Source organism: Streptomyces cellostaticus (assembly GCF_023630175.1).
GTDB lineage: Bacteria > Actinomycetota > Actinomycetes > Streptomycetales > Streptomycetaceae > Streptomyces > Streptomyces cellostaticus_A.
On record NZ_JALLIN010000061.1, the window covers coordinates 1 to 16,418 of the forward strand.

The following is a 16,418-nucleotide window of genomic DNA, read 5'->3' on the forward strand; positions in this document are numbered from 1 at the left end:
CGGGGGGGGGGCGGGGGGGGGGGGGGGGGGCGGCCGTGCGGGGGCCCGACGGGCGGAGCCGGACACCGGGTCCGAGCCGCCCCGGCCCGGGACGGAGCCGGACGCGGAGCCGGAGCGGCGCTGCTCGGGCGCCGACGGTACGGGGCGCAGCCGGGTCGTCGTCTCCGGCGCGGACTCGGCTGGGGCGCCCGGCCGCGCCGTCCCCGCGGCGGCGGAGCCGGAACGCCGCCGGTCGGAGCCCGGTGGTACCGGCCGCAGCCGGGTCGTCGTCTCGGGCGCGGACTCGGCGGAGGCGCCCGGCCGGCGGGACGTCGCGCCCGTGCGCGCCGCGTTCGGCGGGGCGTCGGGGAAGCGGGCGGAGGCGGGCGGCGGAGGCGGGCCCGACGGGTCGGTGCCGCCGGGGGCGGTGGAGGAACGGAAGGCGGTGAAGCGGGGGCCGTCGGCGGCGCTGGTGACGCCGGGCCGCCGGCCGCCCTGCCGCGCCTCCCCCGGGGCCCCGCCGAGCGGGTCGCGCGGGGCGAAGACCGAGGGCTCGTCGTCCGCGTCGTCCGACGGGGAGGCGGACACGGCGGCGGAGGCCGTCCCGGGGCGACGGGGGCCCGGCGGGGCGGATGCCGGACCGGCGGTGCGGGGCCCGGGTGCCGTCGTGCCGTCGCCCGCGGGGACGGTCTCCGGCGCACCCGCTCCGGCGGCCGGGGGCGGCGTGACGGTGTCCGGGGGGTGGCCCGGCGGCGGGGTGGCCGGGCGGGGCGGGACCGGGGCGCGGCGCGCTTCCGTGCTCATGCACCCCCCGTTTCCTCGTACCCGGGCCGATTTCCGTGAGCGGGCCGCTGTGCTCCTCGGTCGTGCCCGGTGCGAAGCTCCGTCCGGGCACGCATACCCGTACGGCCGGACCGGCATCCCGGTTCAGCCGATGCGGCCGGGAGCGTTCCGCCGTCGTGCGCGTCACTCTACGGGTTGTCCGGGAGAGAGCGGGAACCAGTCCACGAGCCGGTGGCATCTGCCCGTATCGTCCCCCTACCCTGCGGTAATCCTGTCTGGCACGCTTCCGTCATGACTGCGCGCGCCGCCGACCGGGCCCGTTACGACCGGGCCACCGCCCAGCTCGACGCCCCTCTCGCGATCGTGGATCTGGAGGCGTTCGACGCGAACGCGGACGACCTACTGCGCCGGGCCGGGGGCAAGCCGGTACGGGTCGCCAGCAAGTCGGTGCGCTGCCGGGCCCTGCTGGAGCGGGTCCTGGCCAGGGACGGTTTCCGGGGCGTCATGTCGTTCACCCTCGCCGAGTCCCTGTGGCTGGCCCGCTCGGGGTTCGACGACGTCCTCCTCGCCTATCCGTCCGCCGACCGGGCGGGTTTCGCCGAGCTGGCCGCCGATCCCAAGCTCGCCGGGGCGGTCACCGTGATGGCGGACGACGTGGCCCAGCTCGACCTGATCGACGCGGCCCGCGACGGCGGACGTGAAGTGGTGCGTGTCTGCCTGGAGTTGGACACCTCACTGCGGCTGCTGGGTGGCCGGGTGCGGGTCGGGGCCCGGCGCTCGCCGCTGCACTCTCCCGCCCAACTCGCCGAACTGGCCAGGGCGGTGGCGCGGCGACCGGGGTTCCGGCTGGTGGGGATCATGGCGTACGAGGGCCATGTCGCCGGAGTCGGGGACGCCGTGGCCGGGCGGCCGCTGCGCTCGCGGGCGGTCCGGGTGATGCAGGCCGCCGCACGGCGGGAGCTCGCCGAGCGGCGCGCGGCGGTGGTGCGGGCGGTTCGCGCCGTGGCGCCCGGCCTGGAGTTCGTCAACGGCGGCGGGACGGGCAGCGTGCAGCACACCGCAGCCGAGGACGCGGTCACCGAGATCGCCGCCGGGTCGGGGCTGTACGTGCCCCGGCTCTTCGACAACTACACGTCGTTCACCGGGCGTCCGGCGGCCCTGTTCGCACAGCCCGTCGTGCGGCGGCCCGGCGTGGGTGTGGTCACCGTGCTGGGCGGCGGCTATCCGGCCTCCGGCGCCGCCGGACCCGACCGGCTGCCGGTGCCGTACCTGCCGGAGGGGCTGGCCTACGACCCGCAGGAGGGTGCGGGCGAGGTGCAGACCCCGCTGCTCGGCACGCCCGCCGACGACCTGCTGGTCGGCGACAAGGTGTGGTTCCGGCACGCCAAGGCGGGCGAACTGTGCGAGCGCTTCGACGTCCTGCACCTGATCGAGGGCGACACGGTCACGGCCGCCGCGCCCACGTACCGCGGTGAGGGCCGCACCTTCCTGTGAGCCGCGTGCCAGCGCCGGGCCGGTCGGGCGCTCGGGGCGTCCGGCCGGCCCGGTCCGGCGCCACCGAGCCGGCGGCGCGTCGGGCCGGCCACCGCCCCGACGGCCGTCAGGGGCGTGGCCGCCGGGTTCCCCGCGAGGAGGAGGCGTGCATCCGCCGTGCGCGGACCGCGCGCGTCCTCTCCCCCGACAGGGATGACCCGGGCGCCCGCCTCACAGCGGGGTGACGTAGGCGCCCGAGATACCGCCGTCCACCAGGAAGTCGGTGGCGTTGACGAAGGAGGAGTCGTCGCTGGCCAGGAAGGCGACGGCGGCGGCGATCTCCTCGGCCCGGGCGAACCGTCCGACGGGGATGTGCACCAGGCGGCGCGCGGCCCGTTCCGGGTCCTTGGCGAACAGCTCCCGCAGCAGCGGGGTGTCGACCGGCCCCGGGCACAGGGCGTTGACCCGGATCCCCTCCCGGGCGAACTGCACCCCCAGTTCACGGGACATCGCGAGCACGCCGCCCTTGGAGGCGGTGTACGAGATCTGCGAGGTGGCGGCTCCCATCCGGGCCACGAAGGACGCCGTGTTGATCACGGAGCCGCGCCCCTGGCGCCGCATGTACGGGATCGCGGCCCGGCAGCACAGGTAGACGGAGGTGAGGTTGACCTCCTGGACGCGCTTCCAGGCCTCCAGGCCGGTGTCCAGGATGGAGTCGTCGTCGGGCGGGGAGATCCCGGCGTTGTTGAAGGCGACGTCGACACTGCCGTAGGTGTCGTGGGCCGCGGCGAACAAGGCCTCGACCTGCGCGGGGTCGGTGACGTCGGCCTTCACGAAGAGCCCGCCGGTCTCCTCGGCGGCGGCCTTGCCGCGCTCCTCGTCGATGTCGCCGCAGACGACGTGGGCGCCCTCGGAGGCGAGCCGGCGGGCGCCGGCGAGCCCGATGCCGCTGCCGGCTCCGGTGACGACGGCGGTACGGCCGACCAGGCGGCGGCAGACGTGTTCTGCGTTCACTGTGCGGGGCCCTCCGTGCTGATGAAGACGTTCTTGGTCTCGGTGAAGGCGGCCAGGGCGTCGGGGCCGAGCTCGCGGCCGAGCCCGGACTGCTTGAAGCCGCCGAACGGGGTCCAGTAGCGCACGCTGGAATGGGAGTTGACGGACAGGTTGCCCGCGCGGACGGCCTGTGAGACGCGCAGGGCGCGGCCGAGGTCGCGGGTCCAGACGGACCCGGACAGACCGTAGGGGGTGTCGTTGGCGAGGCGGACCGCGTCCTCCTCGTCGGTGAAGGGCAGCAGGAGGGCGACCGGGCCGAAGATCTCCTCGCGGGCGGCCCGGGAGTCGGGCCGTTCACCGGTGAGCACCGTCGGCGGGAACCAGAAGCCGGGGCCGTCGGGGGCGGCGCCGCGCAGGGCCGGGGCGTCGCCGGGGACGTACGACCGTACGCGGTCCAGTTGCGCGCGGGAGATCAGCGGGCCCATCCCGGTCTTCTCGTCGGCGGGGTCGCCCACGACGACGGAGGCCAGCGCACCCGCCAGGAATTCCCGGGCCTGCTCGTACACCGGTTCCTGGACCAGGACACGGGTGCGGGCGCAGCAGTCCTGGCCGGCGTTGTCCAGGAACGAGCAGGGGTCGAGGGCGGCCTCGAGATCGGCGTCGGCGAACACGACGTTCGGGCTCTTGCCGCCGAGTTCCAGGGTGACCGGTTTGACCAGCCGTGCGCAGCGCTCCATGACCTCTCGGCCGGTGCTCGTGGAACCGGTGAACACGATCTTGGCGATGTCCGGGTGGTCGACCAGTGCGCGTCCGGCGGTGCGACCGTGACCGGGCAGTACCTGGAAGAGGTGCTCGGGAAGGCCTGCCTCCAGGGCGAGTTCGGCGAGGCGGAGGGCGGTGAGCGGGGTGGTCTCGGCGGGCTTGAGGACGACGGCGTCGCCCGCGGCGAGTGCCGGGAAGCAGCCCCAGGCGGCGATGGGCATGGGGAAGTTCCAGGGGGCGATCACCCCGATGACGCCGAGGGGTTCGCGGAAGGTGACGTTCCAGCCGCCGGGCACCGGGATCTGGCTGCCGAGGAGGCGTTCGGCGCCGCCGGCCGCGTACAGCAGCAGGTCGCGGGCGTTGCCTGCCTCCCAGCGGGCACTGCCGATGGTGTGCCCGGCCTCGCGGACCTCCAGCCGGGCCAGTTCCTCGATGTGGCCGTCCACGGTGTCGGCGAAGCGGCGCAGCAGCCGGGCCCGGTCCGCGGGCGGGAGGGCGGCCCACTTCGGCTGCACGCGCGCGGCCCGTGCGACCGCGGCGTCCACGTCCGGCGCGCCGGCGGCGGGGACGGTGGCGACGACCTCCTCGGTGGCGGGGTTGAGGACCTTCAGCTCGTGCGGGTCGGACACGTGAGGACCTTTCACAGGCGTTCGAAGGAGCGGCGCAGTTCCCAGTCGGTGACCGCGGCGTCGAAGGCGGCCAGTTCGACGCGGGCCATGTTCCGGTAGTGGGCCACGACCTCGTCGCCGAAGGCGGCCTTGGCCACGGGGCTGTTCTCCCAGAGTTCGGCGGCCTCGCGCAGGGTGGTGGGCACGTGCTCGTAGTCCGCGGTGTAGGCGTTGCCGGGGCAGGGCTCGGGCAGTTCGAGTCGCTGCTCGACGCCGTGCAGACCGGCCGCGACCAGTCCGGCGACGGCGAGGTGGGGGTTGACGTCGCCGCCGGGGAGGCGGTTCTCGAAGCGCAGGGAGCGGCCGTGGCCGACCACGCGGAGCGCGCAGGTGCGGTTGTCGTGGCCCCAGGCGACGGCGGTGGGGGCGAAGGAGCCGGGCTGGAAGCGCTTGTAGGAGTTGATGTTGGGGGCGTAGAGGAGGGAGAAGTCGCGCAGGGCGGCGAGCTGTCCGGCGAGGAAGTGCCGCATCACGCCGGACATCCCGTCGGGTCCGGCCATGGCGCTGTTGCCGTCGGCGTCGGCGAGCGAGAGGTGGATGTGGCAGGAGTTGCCCTCGCGCGCGTCGTACTTGGCCATGAAGGTGATCGAGACGCCTTCCTGGGCGGCGATCTCCTTGGCGCCGGTCTTGTACAGGGCGTGCTGGTCGCAGGTGACGAGGGCCTCGTCGTAGCGGAAGGCGATCTCGTGCTGGCCCGGGTTGCACTCGCCCTTGGCGGACTCCACGGTCAGGCCGGCGCCCGCCATGTCGTTGCGCAGCCGGCGCAGCAGGGGCTCGATGCGACCGGTACCGAGGATGGAGTAGTCGATGTTGTACTGGTTGGCCGGGGTGAGGCCCCGGTAGTCGGCGTCCCAGGCCTGCTCGTAGCTGTCCTTGAAGACGATGAACTCCAGCTCGGTGCCGACCTGCGCGGTGTATCCGAGCTCGGCCAGCCGTTGCAACTGGCGGCGCAGGACCTGGCGGGGCGCGACGACGACCGGGGCGCCGTCGTTCCAGGAGAGGTCGGCGACGAGCAGGGCGGTGCCGGGGTGCCAGGGGACCCGGCGCAGGGTGGCGGTGTCCGGGTGCATGGCGAAGTCGCCGTAGCCGCGGTCCCAGGAGGACATCGCGTACCCGTCGACCGTGTTCATCTCGGTGTCCACGGCGAGCAGGTAGTTGCAGCCCTCGGAGCCGTGCCGCAGCACCTCGTCGAGGAAGAAGCGGGCGGCGAACCGCTTGCCCTGCAGTCGTCCCTGCATGTCGGGGAAGGCCAGGACGACCGTGTCGATCTCACCGCCGGCGACGAGTGCGCGCAGCTCCTCGACGCTGAGCGGGGGTGTGCGGTCTGCCACGGGAGATCCTCCTTCGGCTGTTCGGCACTTTTTCGGCCGGACCGGGAGCCATAAGGTATTGCTCAGGACCATTGCCTGGGAAGGGGGCACGGCCGGATGTCGCGGGAAGCGGACGCAACGGCGCAGCCGGCGCGGGCGGCGGACGACCGGCTCGCTCCGGTGCTGCGGCCGGTGCGGGCCGGCAACGGCTTCGAGGAGGCGCTGGAGCAGATCCTCCAGGTGGTGCGGCTCGGCCTGGTGCCGGGCGGCGAGCGGCTCCCCGCCGAACGGGAGCTGGCGGGGCGGCTGGGCATCAGCCGGGTGACGCTGCGCGAGGTGCTGAAGGTGCTGCAGGACCAGGGCCTCGTGGAGTCGCGGCGCGGACGGTACGGCGGAACGTTCGTGCTGCCGCGCGCGGACTCGGGCGGTGCGGACGAGCTGCGGCGGCGGATCGCCGAGGTGGACATCGAGGACGTGCTGCGCTTCCGCGAGGTGCTGGAGGTGGGTGCGGCGGGACTGTGCGCGGCGCACGGGCTGGCCCCCGAGCGGGCCGGGCGGCTGCGCGAGGCCCTGCGCCGCACCCACGAGGCCCCGCTCGCCGACTACCGGCGGCGGGACACCCTGCTGCACCTGACGCTGGCCGAGCTGAGCGGTTCCCCGTCCCTGGCCGCCCGGTACGCGGCGGTGCGGGCGAGCGTCAACGACCTGCTGGACTGCATCCCGCTGCTGGTGCGCAACCTCGAGCACTCGCAGCGCCAGCACACCGCGCTGGTCGAGGCGGTGCTGGCCGGGGACGCGGACGGTGCGCGGGAGGCGATGCGCGAGCACTGCGCGGGCACGGCGGCACTGCTGCGGGGTTTTCTGGCATGACCGGGCTCTGCAAAGGTACGCATGTGGACCTTTGCGCTTCGGAGAGGGCGGTGGGACGGTGCGGCCGCTGATCGGGGTGAGCACGTATCTGGAGCCGGGTGCGCGGTGGGGGGTGTGGGAGCTGGCGGCCGCGCTGCTGCCGGCCGCCTATCCGCGGCTGGTGCAGCGGGCCGGCGCTCTGGCCGCCATGCTGCCGCCGGACGCGCCCGCGCGGGCCGCGGCGATGGTGGCCCGGCTGGACGGGCTGGTCGTAGCGGGCGGCCCGGACGTCGACCCGGCACGCTACGGAGCCGAGCGGTCCCCCCGTACGGGGCCGCCCGCGCCGGAGCGGGACGCCTGGGAACTGGCCCTGATCGAGGCGGCCTTGGCCGCCGGGGTGCCGCTGCTGGGGATCTGCCGGGGCATGCAGCTCCTCAACGTCGCCCTCGGTGGCACGCTCGTGCAGCACCTGGACGGGCACGCCGAGCTGGTCGGCGTCTTCGGGGGGCATCCGGTGAGGCCCGTGGCGGGGACCCGGTACGCCGGGATCGTCCCGGAGGAGGTGACCGTACCGACGTACCACCATCAGGCGGTGGAACGGATCGGGCACGGGCTGGTGCCCTGCGCGCACGCGGCGGACGGAACCGTGGAGGCGGTCGAACTGCCGCCGGGACGGGGGTGGGTGCTCGGGGTCCAGTGGCATCCGGAGATGGCGGACGACACCCGGGTCATGGAGGCGCTGGTGCGGGCCGCCACGCCCTGAGCGCACCGGGCGCCCGGTGCCGGCACGGGATCCCGGGGTCCTGCCCGGCTGTGCCGTGGCGGGTCCTGCCCGGTTCGTGAGCGGGTCCCGCCCGGCCGGTGCCGCGACCGGAGGGGTTCACCGGCCCGCGGCGTCCGGCGACTCCTTCCGGTCACGGCACCGGCTCCGCGTCAGTGACAGCAGTTCCCGTGCCGGTCCGGTGGGCCGGTGTCCCGTCGGCCACACGGCGCGCAGGTCGCGGCGCAGGGCGACGCCCTCGACCGGGATGCGCACCAGGCGGCGCATCGCCAGCTCCTCCCCCACCGCCAGCTCGCTCAGCACCGACGGGCCGGCGCCGCTCACCGCCGAGGCCTTCACCGCCGTGGTGGAGGACAGCTCGATCAGCGGCCGGGCCAGGCCGCCGAGCGCGGTGTCCAGCACCTGCCGGGTGCCGGAGCCGCGCTCGCGCAGGATCAGCGGGGTGGCCGCCAGTTCCGGCGGGGTCAGCGGGCGCCGACGGCGGGCCCAGGGGTGGCCGGGTGCCGTGACCACGATCAGACGGTCCCGGGCGATCACCGCCGAGTCCAGGCCCGCGGGGACCGTCAGGCCCTCGACGAACCCCAGATCCGCCTCGCCGTCCAGGACGAGTTCCGCCACCTTGGCCGAGTTGTCCGCGAGCAGCGACACCGCGGTGTCGGGCCGATCGGCGTGCAGGGCGAGCAGCCAGCCCGGGAGCAGGTACTCGGCGATGGTCATGCTCGCCGCGACCCGCAGCCGGGAGTCCCGCCGGTCGCGCAGCGCCCGCGCGCCCGCGTCGAAGGCCGCCGCCGCCTCCACCACCCGCCGGGCCCAGTCCGTCACCAGGGCACCCGCGTCCGTGAGCCGGGAACCGCGGGGTGAGCGATCGACCAGGGCCACGCCGAGCTGCCGCTCCATCGAGCGCAGACGGCTGCTGGCGGCCGGCTGGGTGATGCCCACCTCGCGTGCCGCGGCGCCGAGGCTGCCCAGCCGCGCCACGGCCAGCAGCAGTTCCAGCGCGCCGAGGTCGGGCACCCGGTGCGCCAGCGAGCCGGCGGGCAGGCCGTCGTCCGTCGCGTTCCGCTCACTCATAAGACCAGCTTATGCCCTGATAGATCCGTGCTCCCTGGTCGGCCGGGGCCGCCGGCCGGATCGTGGGATCATGGTCATCGCAGCCCACCCCCTGCCCACCGCTCGCGCCGCCCGGCTCCGGCACCTCGGACCCGAGTGGTACGCCACCGTCATGGGAACCACGGCCGTCGGCACGGCCGGCGCCGCGCTCCCCCTTCGGGCACCGGGAATGCGCGGGGTGTGCACCGCGCTGTGGGCGCTGTCCCTCGTCCTGCTGCTGGCCCTGCTGACCGCGCGTGCCCGGCACTGGACGCACCACCGCGACCGGGCCCGCGCCCATCTCCTGGACCCCGCCGTGGCCCCCTTCTACGGGTGTCTGGCCATGGCCCTGCTTGCGGTGGGCGGCGGTGCGGCGACCGTCGGCCGGGACTGGATCGGCACCGGCCCGGCCCTGGCCCTCGACGCGGTGCTGTTCACCGCCGGAACGGCGGTGGGGCTCGCGGCCGCCGTCGCCGTGCCGTATCTGATGGCCGCGCATCACCGGGGCGAGCCCCGTGAGGCCGGCCCGGTCTGGCTGCTGCCGCTCGTCGCGCCCATGGTCTCCGCCGCGGTCGGCCCGCGGCTCGTGCCGCTGCTGCCGCCGGGGCAGCCGCGGCAGACCCTGCTGCTGGGGTGCTTCGCGCTGTTCGGGCTGAGCCTGCTGGCGACGCTGGCGATCCTGCCGCTGGTCTTCGCCCGGCCGCTCGTCTCCGGTCCGCTGCCGCCGGCGCTCACCCCGGGCCTGTTCCTGGTCCTCGGCCCGCTCGGGCAGTCCACCACCGCCGTCGGCCTGATCGCGGACGCGGCCCCCGGGGTCGTACCAGCTCCCTACGACCGCGGCCTCGCCGTGTTCGCGGTGCTGTACGGGGTGCCGGTCATGGGGTTCGCGCTGCTGTGGCTGGCGCTCGCCTCGGCGCACGTGGCCCGGGCACGGCGCCGGGGCATGGGGTTCTCGATGACCTGGTGGGCGTTCACCTTCCCGGTGAGCACCTGTGTCACCGGCGCCGCCTCCCTCGCCGGGCGCACCGGGCTCACGGCGTACACAGCGCTGGCCACCGGTCTCTACGGCCTGCTGGCCGCCGCCTGGCTGGCGGCCGCGTCGGGGACGGTACGGGGGCTGCTCAGCGGCGAGCTGCCCGCAGCGCCGCGCCCAGCACCCGCGGCGCCTCGGCCAGCGACGGCCCGTACCAGGTCAGGTGGCGCCCGCTGACCAGTGCGCAGGGCAGGCCGGGAAAGGCCTCGGGACCGTCCCCCGCGGTGAAGCGGTAGGGCTCGTCCGGCAGGACGACCAGGTCCGGGTCCGCCGCCACCAGCTCCGCCGGCGGCACCCGGGGGTAGCGGTCGGGATGCCCGGCGTACAGGTGGTGCACGCCGAGGCGGGCGAGCACGTCGCCCGCGAAGGTGTCCCGGCCCAGCACCATCCAGGGGCGGCGCCAGATGGGCACGACCGCCGTAGTCCGGGCCGCGGGTTCGGGCAGGCCCGCCCAGGCCGCCTCCGCCGCGTCCAGCCAGCCGGGCCGCGCCGGGGCGCCGCACGCCGTGAGCACCCGGTCCAGTTCGCGGAACGCCTGCGGCACCGTCCGCACCTCCGTGACCAGGACCTCGAGACCCGCAGTGCGCAGGGCGTCCAGGTCGGCGGCGCGGTTCTCCTCCTCGTTCGCGACCACCAGGTCGGGGGCGAGGGCGAGGATCCGGTCGACGGCCGGGTTCTTGGTGCCGCCGATCCGGACGGCACCGGGATCGGGCGGGTGACTGCACCAGTCGGTGACCCCGGCGAGCACGCCGGGCAGCGTTTCGGCCACCGCCTCGGTCAGCGAGGGCACCAGGGAGACCACGCGCACCACAGGTCCTAGCGTGCCCGGTCCTGCACGGCCTCGATGTGCTCGGCGACCGCCACCACGATCACCCGGGTGTCCGGGACGGTCGCCCGCCAGCGGTGGCGGACCCCGCCGGTCAGGTACAGGGTGTCGCCGCGGCCCAGGCGGTAGGCGCGGCCCTCGGCCTCGATCTCCACTGCGCCGTCGGCGACGTACATCAGCTCGTCGTTGCGGTGCTGGAACTCGCGTCCGGCGTCGTGGTCGCCGGTGAACTCCGACGCGTGCAGCTGATGGTGGCCGCGCACCAGCGACCGGGTGCGCGGCAGGAGGTCCGACTCGGTGACGGGCTCGGCCCGTACGACGTCCACGCTGGCCGCCGGGTCGGCGGCGGCGAGGAGCTCCACCGCCGTGGTGCGCAGGGCGTCGGCCAGCTTCTCCAGGGAGCCGCGGCTCGGGCGGGCCTTGTCGTTCTCGACCTGGCTGAGGAAGGGGACCGAGAGGCCGGTGCGCTCGGCCACGACGGCGAGGGTGAGCTCCAGCGCGCGACGCCGCCGCCGTACGGCCGCGCCCACCCGCACGGGCTGCTGCTCTTTGTGGTCGCCCATCGCTCCGGCTCCCTCCTTCACCCGTCGTGCCGCCGTCCGGACGCTCGTCGCCGGGCGGTCCCCTGAAGAGTTGTCTGCACCCTACGCATGTTCGGCAAACCGTTTCACGCGCCTGCCACATCCCTGACCCGCCGGTGGGCCCGCACCCCCACGGTTCACGCCAGTGCGGCGGCTCGCGGTGCGGGACGGGTCTGCCTTGTTCCAAGGCCCGGACGGCCCCCGATGTTCCACCGGGACGGCGTCGATCACCCTCCGTGGTTGGCCGAATCCTTACCGTGGGTGGTCCTGGGGGCGTCGGGGAGGCCACGAAGCCGTGCCGGCACGCGCGGGAACCGCTGGGGGTGGGCGCCGGGAGCACGTCCGCGAACGTGCGTGCGACACCCACCCCCAGGGCGGCGGCCGGAACGGCCGGGTCTCCCGGCCCCCCGGCTCCGGCCGAGTCCCCCATGGCACCCCCGCCGCCTTCACGGCGCCGATGGGGGCATGCCCGCGCCGGGCGGCAGAAGTCCGCACCGGAACACGGAATTCGCCCCTGTCTCGGACATGTCCGAGACAGGGGCGAATTCCGCGGATGAGAAGCCTCAGGCGACGGGAGCCAACTCGTCTTCGAGTCCGGGGTGGGCGTCCAGCCACCGCCGGGCCGACTGCTTCTCCTGCCCGCTGCCGCCCTTCTGTATCTCCACCTCGAGCGAAGCGAGCTGCTTCTCGCTGAGCTTGAAGCCCTTCAGCCACTTGGAGAACTCGGGGAAGTCCCGGCTGAAGTCCTTCTTGCCGACCATGTGGATCTGCTCGCCCTTGCCCCAGGCCCCCATCGGGTCCTTCAGCTTCTTCAGGTCGTACTTCCCGTACGCCCAGTGCGGCGACCACAGCGTCACCACGACCGGCTCCTTCTTCTTGATGGACCGGTCCAGCTCCGCCAGCATCGACGACGTGCTCGACGACACCACCTTGTACTCACCGTCGAGCCCGTACGCCTTCAGGACCTTGTCGTTCAAGGTCCCCATCATCCCGGCGCTCGCCTCGATACCGATGATCTTGCCGTCGAACTTCTTCCCCTGCCCCTTCAGATCGGCCAGGGAGTCGACGCCCTTCACATACGACGGAACCGTCAGCTCCAGCGACGTCGGCCCGTACCACGACCCGAGATCCTCGAGCCGCGAACCGTACTTGTCCCAGTACGCCTTGTGCGTCGTCGGCAACCAGGCGTCGAGCTGAACGTCCATCTGGCCCTGCGCGAGCGAGGAGTACAACGGCCCCGGGTCGAGCTGCTTGAGCCGCGGCTTGTACCCGCGGTCCTCCAGAATGTTCTGCCACAGATAGGTGGAAGCGATGGCCTCGTCCCACGGGAAGTAGCCCATGTCGACGGTCTTTCCCGCGCCCTTCCCCCGCTCGGCGCCACCCGAGGGGTTCGGAGCGAGCTTGTCGAGCAGGGTCGGATTCTTCTTCAGCCAGGCACGCACGCCCGCCTGCTCATGGCCTTCGCCCGCGGCACGGATCTCGTTCTCCAGACCCGTCAGCTGCTTCTCGCTGAGCTTGAAGTCCTTCAGCCACCGCGCGACGACCGGGGAATCGGCGGAGAAGCCCTTGCGGGCGACCGTATGGATCTGCTCGCCCTTGCCCCAGGCCCCCTTCGGGTCCTTCAGCTTCTTCAGGTCGTACTTCCCGTACGCCCAGTGCGGCGACCACAGCGTCACCACGACCGGCTCCTTCTTCTTGATGGACCGGTCCAGCTCCGCCAGCATCGACGACGTGCTCGACGACACCACCTTGTACTCACCGTCGAGCCCGTACGCCTTCAGGACCTTGTCGTTCAAGGTCCCCATCATCCCGGCGCTCGCCTCGATACCGATGATCTTGCCGTCGAACTTCTTCCCCTGCCCCTTCAGATCGGCCAGGGAGTCGACGCCCTTCACATACGACGGAACCGTCAGCTCCAGCGACGTCGGCCCGTACCACGACCCGAGATCCTCGAGCCGCGAACCGTACTTGTCCCAGTACGCCTTGTGCGTCGTCGGCAACCAGGCGTCGGTCTGGAAGTCGAGGTCTCCCCGGGCCACACCGGAGTAGAGCGGGCCGGGGTCGAGCTGCTTGACGTCCGTCCGGAAACCGCGCTCCTCGAGGAGTTCCTTCCACAGGTACGTGGTGGCCGTGCCCTCGTCCCAGGGGATGTAGCCGATGCTGATCTTCTTGCCCTGGCCCACGTTCGCGCTCGGCCGCCCGTCGGACCCGTCGGACCCGTCGGAGCCGAAGAGGTTCAGGCCACCCGCGACGAGCGCGAGCACGACCATCCCGACGACGGCGACCGAGCCGGCGGGCTGGTGGTGCGCGAGCCTGACCCGGCCGGTGACGAGGGCGGCCTTGGCCGCGGCCCGGCGCCCCAGCGGGGAGACACGCTCGCTGAGCGCTCCGGTCATGCGGTCCAGGTACATGGCGAGGATGACCACGGCGGTACCGCTCTCGGCGGCCAGGCCGACCTTGAGCTGTGTGATCGCGGAATAGACCTGCTCACCGAGACCACCCGCGCCCGCCATACCGCCGATGACGACCATCGACAGGGCCAGCATGATCACCTGGTTGACGCCTGCCATGATCGTCGGCACGGCGAGGGGGAGCTGCACACGGGTGAGGATGTCCCGCGGGCCGGTGCCGAAGGCCTCGGCCGCTTCGATCAGCTCGCCGTCCACCTGCCGGATGCCGAGCTCGGTCATGCGGACGCCCGGCGGCATGGCGAAGATGATCGTGGCCAGCAGGCCGGGCGTCGTACCGACGCCGAAGAACATGACGCCGGGAATGAGGTAGACGAAGGCCGGCATCGTCTGCATGACGTCGAGCACCGGCCGGAGCTGGGCGCTGACCCGCTTGCTGCGGGCGGCCCAGACACCGAGCGGGACCGCGATCACCACGGTGATGACGGCGGCCACGAGCACGAGCGACAGCGTGTCCATCGCGTCGGCCCACAGCCCGAGCGCGTCGATGAGCAGGAGCCCCGCGCCGGCGACCACCGCGGCGAGCAGGCCGCGCAGCCACCAGGCGAGCACGGCGAGGATGCCGATCACCAGCAGCGGCTCGCCGCCGCCGAGCACGGCGTCGACACCGTCGTACATGCCGCCCAGCACGGCCTGGACGATGTCGAAGACCCATGTGAGGTGGGACTGCAACCAGTCGACGGCGTTCTCGACCCAGCTGCCGAAACGAATCCTAGGCACGGGTCATCGCCTCCTCCTCGCCGAGGAAGCGGACCAGCCGCTGTCTCGGGACCACTCCGACGACCTTCCGCCTCTCGTCCAGGACGGCCACCGGGTGCGACACCCGGGCGCTGATCGAGCAGAGTTCCGGGAACGGCGTGTCAGGCGTGGCGGTCCGGCATCCCGAGCCGGGCTCGCAGCCGCAGTCGGCCTCGTCGCCGCGGACGTCGGTGTCCATCACCGCGGCGGCGGTCAGCACCCGGGAGCGGTCGACGTCCTGGGTGAAGGAGGCGACGTAGTCGTCCGCGGGGCGCAGCAGGATGTCCTCGGCGGTGCCGGTCTGGACGATCCGGCCGTCGCGCATGACGGCGATGCGGTCGCCCAGGCGCATGGCCTCGTTGAGGTCGTGGGTGATGAAGACGATGGTCTTCTTCAGGGTCTTCTGCAGCTCCAGCAACTGGTCCTGCATGTCGCGGCGGATCAGCGGGTCCAGGGCGCTGAAGGACTCGTCCATCAGCAGCAGGTCCGCGTCGGTGGCCAGGGCGCGGGCGAGGCCGACGCGCTGCTGCATGCCGCCGGACAGCTCGTCGGGCCAGGAGTCCTCCCAGCCGGCCAGACCGCACAGGGCGAGCGCCTCGTCGGCGCGGCGCTCGCGCTCGGCGCGGGGCACGCCCTGCACGGACAGGCCGTAGGCGGCGTTGTCGCGGACGCTGCGGTGCGGGAACAGCGCGAAGTGCTGGAAGACCATGCTGATCTTCCTGGAGCGCAGTTCGCGCAGTTCGCGGTCGCCGAGCCCGGTCAGGTCCCGGCCGTCGAAGAGGACCCGGCCGGCGGTCGGCTCGAGCAGACCGTTGAGCATCCGCAGCAGGGTCGACTTGCCGGAGCCCGACAGACCCATCACGACGAATATCTCGCCTGCCTCGACCCGGAAGGAGGCGTCGATGACGGCCGCGGTGGCGCCGTCGGCGCGCAGCTCCTCCCGGTCGGCGCTCGCGCGCAACCTCTCCACTGCCTGGTCCGGTCGTCTGCCGAACACCTTGAACAGGTGCTCGGCCTCAAGCCTTGGTTGCACGCGTACCTCTCGTCTCGGCCGTGAATGACAGAAGCGGCGCCTCCCCAGATACTCATTGGTCAAACTTTTAGGTGTCTTACGTCACAACGGGGCCGTGTCAGTGCCGTACGGCATGATGCGAGCGTGACCGGACGACTGATGCTCCTCGACACCGCCTCGCTCTACTTCCGCGCCTACTTCGGCGTGCCGGACTCCGTGCGGGCGCCGGACGGCACCCCGGTGAACGCGGTGCGCGGACTGCTGGACTTCATCGACCGGCTGGTGCGGGACCACCGGCCGCAGCGACTGGTCGCCTGCATGGACGCCGACTGGCGCCCGCAGTGGCGGGTGGACCTGATCCCGACGTACAAGGCGCACCGGGTCGCCGCCGAGCACGAGGGCGCGCCGGACGAGGAGGAGGTGCCGGACACGCTCTCCCCGCAGGTTCCGGTCATCGAGGCGGTGCTGGACGCCGTCGGCATCGCCCGGGTGGGGGTCGCCGGGTACGAGGCGGACGACGTGATCGGCACGTTCACCGCGCGGGCCGGCGGCTGCGTGGACATCGTCACCGGCGACCGCGACCTGTACCAGCTCGTCGACGACGAGCGCGGGGTCCGGGTGCTCTACCCGCTCAAGGGCGTCGGCACGCTGCAGCTCACCGACGAGGCGGTGCTGCGCGGGAAGTATGGGGTCGACGGGCGCGGGTACGCGGATCTGGCGCTGCTGCGCGGCGACCCGAGCGACGGCCTGCCGGGCGTCCCCGGGATCGGCGAGAAGACGGCCGCCAAGCTGCTCGCCGAGTTCGGCGACCTGGCGGGCATCATGGCGGCGGTCGACGACCCCCGGGCGAAGCTCACGCCGTCGCAGCGCAAGCGGCTGACCGAGGCCCGGCCGTACGTCGCCGTCGCGCCCAAGGTGGTGCGGGTGGCCGGCGACGTCCCGCTGCCGGACGTCGACACCGCCCTGCCGCGCACCCCGCGCGACCCGGCGGGCCTGGACGCGCTGGCGGCGCGCTGGGGGCTGGGAGGCTCCCTCGGCCGACTGCTGACGACCCTGGGCGCGTGATGCTAACT

Annotated in this window: 13 protein-coding genes and 1 pseudogene; 5 read left to right on the forward strand and 9 right to left on the reverse strand. The window is 73.5% G+C overall.

Annotated features, from left to right (window positions below; genetic code table 11):
• Positions 1-783 (reverse strand): annotated as a pseudogene (locus MXD57_RS28500) (hypothetical protein); the annotation flags it as partial.
• Positions 784-1,053: 270 nt separating this feature from the next.
• On the opposite strand from MXD57_RS28500, the gene MXD57_RS28505 reads away from it, so the two are divergent.
• Entirely contained in the window at positions 1,054-2,256 is a 1,203-nt protein-coding gene (locus tag MXD57_RS28505) for an amino acid deaminase/aldolase (RefSeq protein ID WP_250405050.1), read from the forward strand.
• A gap of 210 nt (positions 2,257-2,466) precedes the next feature.
• On the opposite strand, the gene MXD57_RS28510 is transcribed toward MXD57_RS28505, so the two are convergent.
• Genes MXD57_RS28510 through MXD57_RS28520 form a run of 3 tightly spaced genes read right to left on the reverse strand, consistent with a single transcriptional unit; the run spans position 2,467 to position 5,989 of the window.
• On the reverse strand, positions 2,467-3,249 hold the full coding sequence (locus MXD57_RS28510; RefSeq protein WP_250405051.1) for a 3-oxoacyl-ACP reductase: 783 nt from the start codon (positions 3,247-3,249) through the stop codon (positions 2,467-2,469).
• Complete coding sequence (locus MXD57_RS28515) at positions 3,246-4,619, reverse strand: aldehyde dehydrogenase family protein (RefSeq protein ID WP_250405052.1); 1,374 nt, start codon at positions 4,617-4,619, stop codon at positions 3,246-3,248. Before MXD57_RS28515 ends, MXD57_RS28510 begins: the two co-directional genes overlap by 4 nt.
• A gap of 11 nt (positions 4,620-4,630) precedes the next feature.
• Positions 4,631-5,989 (reverse strand): glutamine synthetase family protein, encoded by a 1,359-nt coding sequence (locus MXD57_RS28520; protein WP_250405053.1) that lies wholly within the window; start codon positions 5,987-5,989, stop codon positions 4,631-4,633.
• 96 nt (positions 5,990-6,085) lie between these two features.
• Between MXD57_RS28520 and MXD57_RS28525 the strand changes: the two genes are divergently transcribed.
• Both MXD57_RS28525 and MXD57_RS28530 read left to right on the forward strand, forming a co-directional pair.
• Complete coding sequence (locus MXD57_RS28525) at positions 6,086-6,838, forward strand: FadR/GntR family transcriptional regulator (protein ID WP_250405054.1); 753 nt, start codon at positions 6,086-6,088, stop codon at positions 6,836-6,838.
• 67 nt (positions 6,839-6,905) lie between these two features.
• Positions 6,906-7,580 (forward strand): gamma-glutamyl-gamma-aminobutyrate hydrolase family protein, encoded by a 675-nt coding sequence (locus tag MXD57_RS28530; RefSeq protein ID WP_250405078.1) that lies wholly within the window; start codon positions 6,906-6,908, stop codon positions 7,578-7,580.
• A 117-nt stretch (positions 7,581-7,697) separates the two neighbouring features.
• Here the strand turns inward: MXD57_RS28530 and MXD57_RS28535 are convergent, their stop codons facing one another.
• The gene (locus tag MXD57_RS28535) at positions 7,698-8,669 is read right to left on the reverse strand and encodes a LysR family transcriptional regulator (RefSeq protein WP_250405055.1); all 972 of its coding nucleotides are present in this window, start codon (positions 8,667-8,669) and stop codon (positions 7,698-7,700) included.
• Positions 8,670-8,739: 70 nt separating this feature from the next.
• On the opposite strand from MXD57_RS28535, the gene MXD57_RS28540 reads away from it, so the two are divergent.
• The gene (locus MXD57_RS28540) at positions 8,740-9,897 is read left to right on the forward strand and encodes a TDT family transporter (RefSeq protein WP_250405056.1); all 1,158 of its coding nucleotides are present in this window, start codon (positions 8,740-8,742) and stop codon (positions 9,895-9,897) included.
• Here MXD57_RS28540 and MXD57_RS28545 read toward each other — a convergent pair.
• The 4 genes from MXD57_RS28545 to MXD57_RS28560 form a co-directional block, all read right to left on the reverse strand.
• On the reverse strand, positions 9,809-10,528 hold the full coding sequence (locus MXD57_RS28545) for a helical backbone metal receptor (protein ID WP_250405057.1): 720 nt from the start codon (positions 10,526-10,528) through the stop codon (positions 9,809-9,811). The two genes, MXD57_RS28540 and MXD57_RS28545, sit on opposite strands and share 89 nt — an antisense overlap.
• Positions 10,529-10,536: 8 nt before the next feature.
• Entirely contained in the window at positions 10,537-11,109 is a 573-nt protein-coding gene (locus MXD57_RS28550) for a helix-turn-helix domain-containing protein (RefSeq protein ID WP_250405058.1), read from the reverse strand.
• Between the two features lie 581 nt (positions 11,110-11,690).
• Positions 11,691-14,315: an ABC transporter permease/substrate binding protein gene (locus tag MXD57_RS28555; protein WP_250405059.1), complete on the reverse strand. Its 2,625-nt coding sequence runs from the start codon at positions 14,313-14,315 to the stop codon at positions 11,691-11,693.
• Positions 14,308-15,366, reverse strand: coding sequence for a quaternary amine ABC transporter ATP-binding protein (locus tag MXD57_RS28560; protein ID WP_250405060.1), 1,059 nt, complete (start codon positions 15,364-15,366; stop codon positions 14,308-14,310). Before MXD57_RS28560 ends, MXD57_RS28555 begins: the two co-directional genes overlap by 8 nt.
• A gap of 123 nt (positions 15,367-15,489) precedes the next feature.
• Here MXD57_RS28560 and MXD57_RS28565 point away from each other — a divergent pair, with 123 nt between their 5' ends.
• Entirely contained in the window at positions 15,490-16,410 is a 921-nt protein-coding gene (locus MXD57_RS28565) for a 5'-3' exonuclease (RefSeq protein ID WP_250405061.1), read from the forward strand.
• The last annotated feature ends 8 nt before the right edge of the window (positions 16,411-16,418 follow it).

What these genes read in the sequence shown, in the direction of transcription:
- MXD57_RS28505 (WP_250405050.1), top strand. Translation starts at nt 1,054, where the DNA reads ATGACTGCGCGCGCCGCCGACCGGGCCCGTTACGACCGGGCCACCGCC.
- MXD57_RS28525 (WP_250405054.1), top strand. Translation starts at nt 6,086, where the DNA reads ATGTCGCGGGAAGCGGACGCAACGGCGCAGCCGGCGCGGGCGGCGGAC.
- MXD57_RS28535 (WP_250405055.1), bottom strand. Translation starts at nt 8,669, where the DNA reads ATGAGTGAGCGGAACGCGACGGACGACGGCCTGCCCGCCGGCTCGCTG.
- MXD57_RS28540 (WP_250405056.1), top strand. Translation starts at nt 8,740, where the DNA reads ATGGTCATCGCAGCCCACCCCCTGCCCACCGCTCGCGCCGCCCGGCTC.
- MXD57_RS28550 (WP_250405058.1), bottom strand. Translation starts at nt 11,109, where the DNA reads ATGGGCGACCACAAAGAGCAGCAGCCCGTGCGGGTGGGCGCGGCCGTA.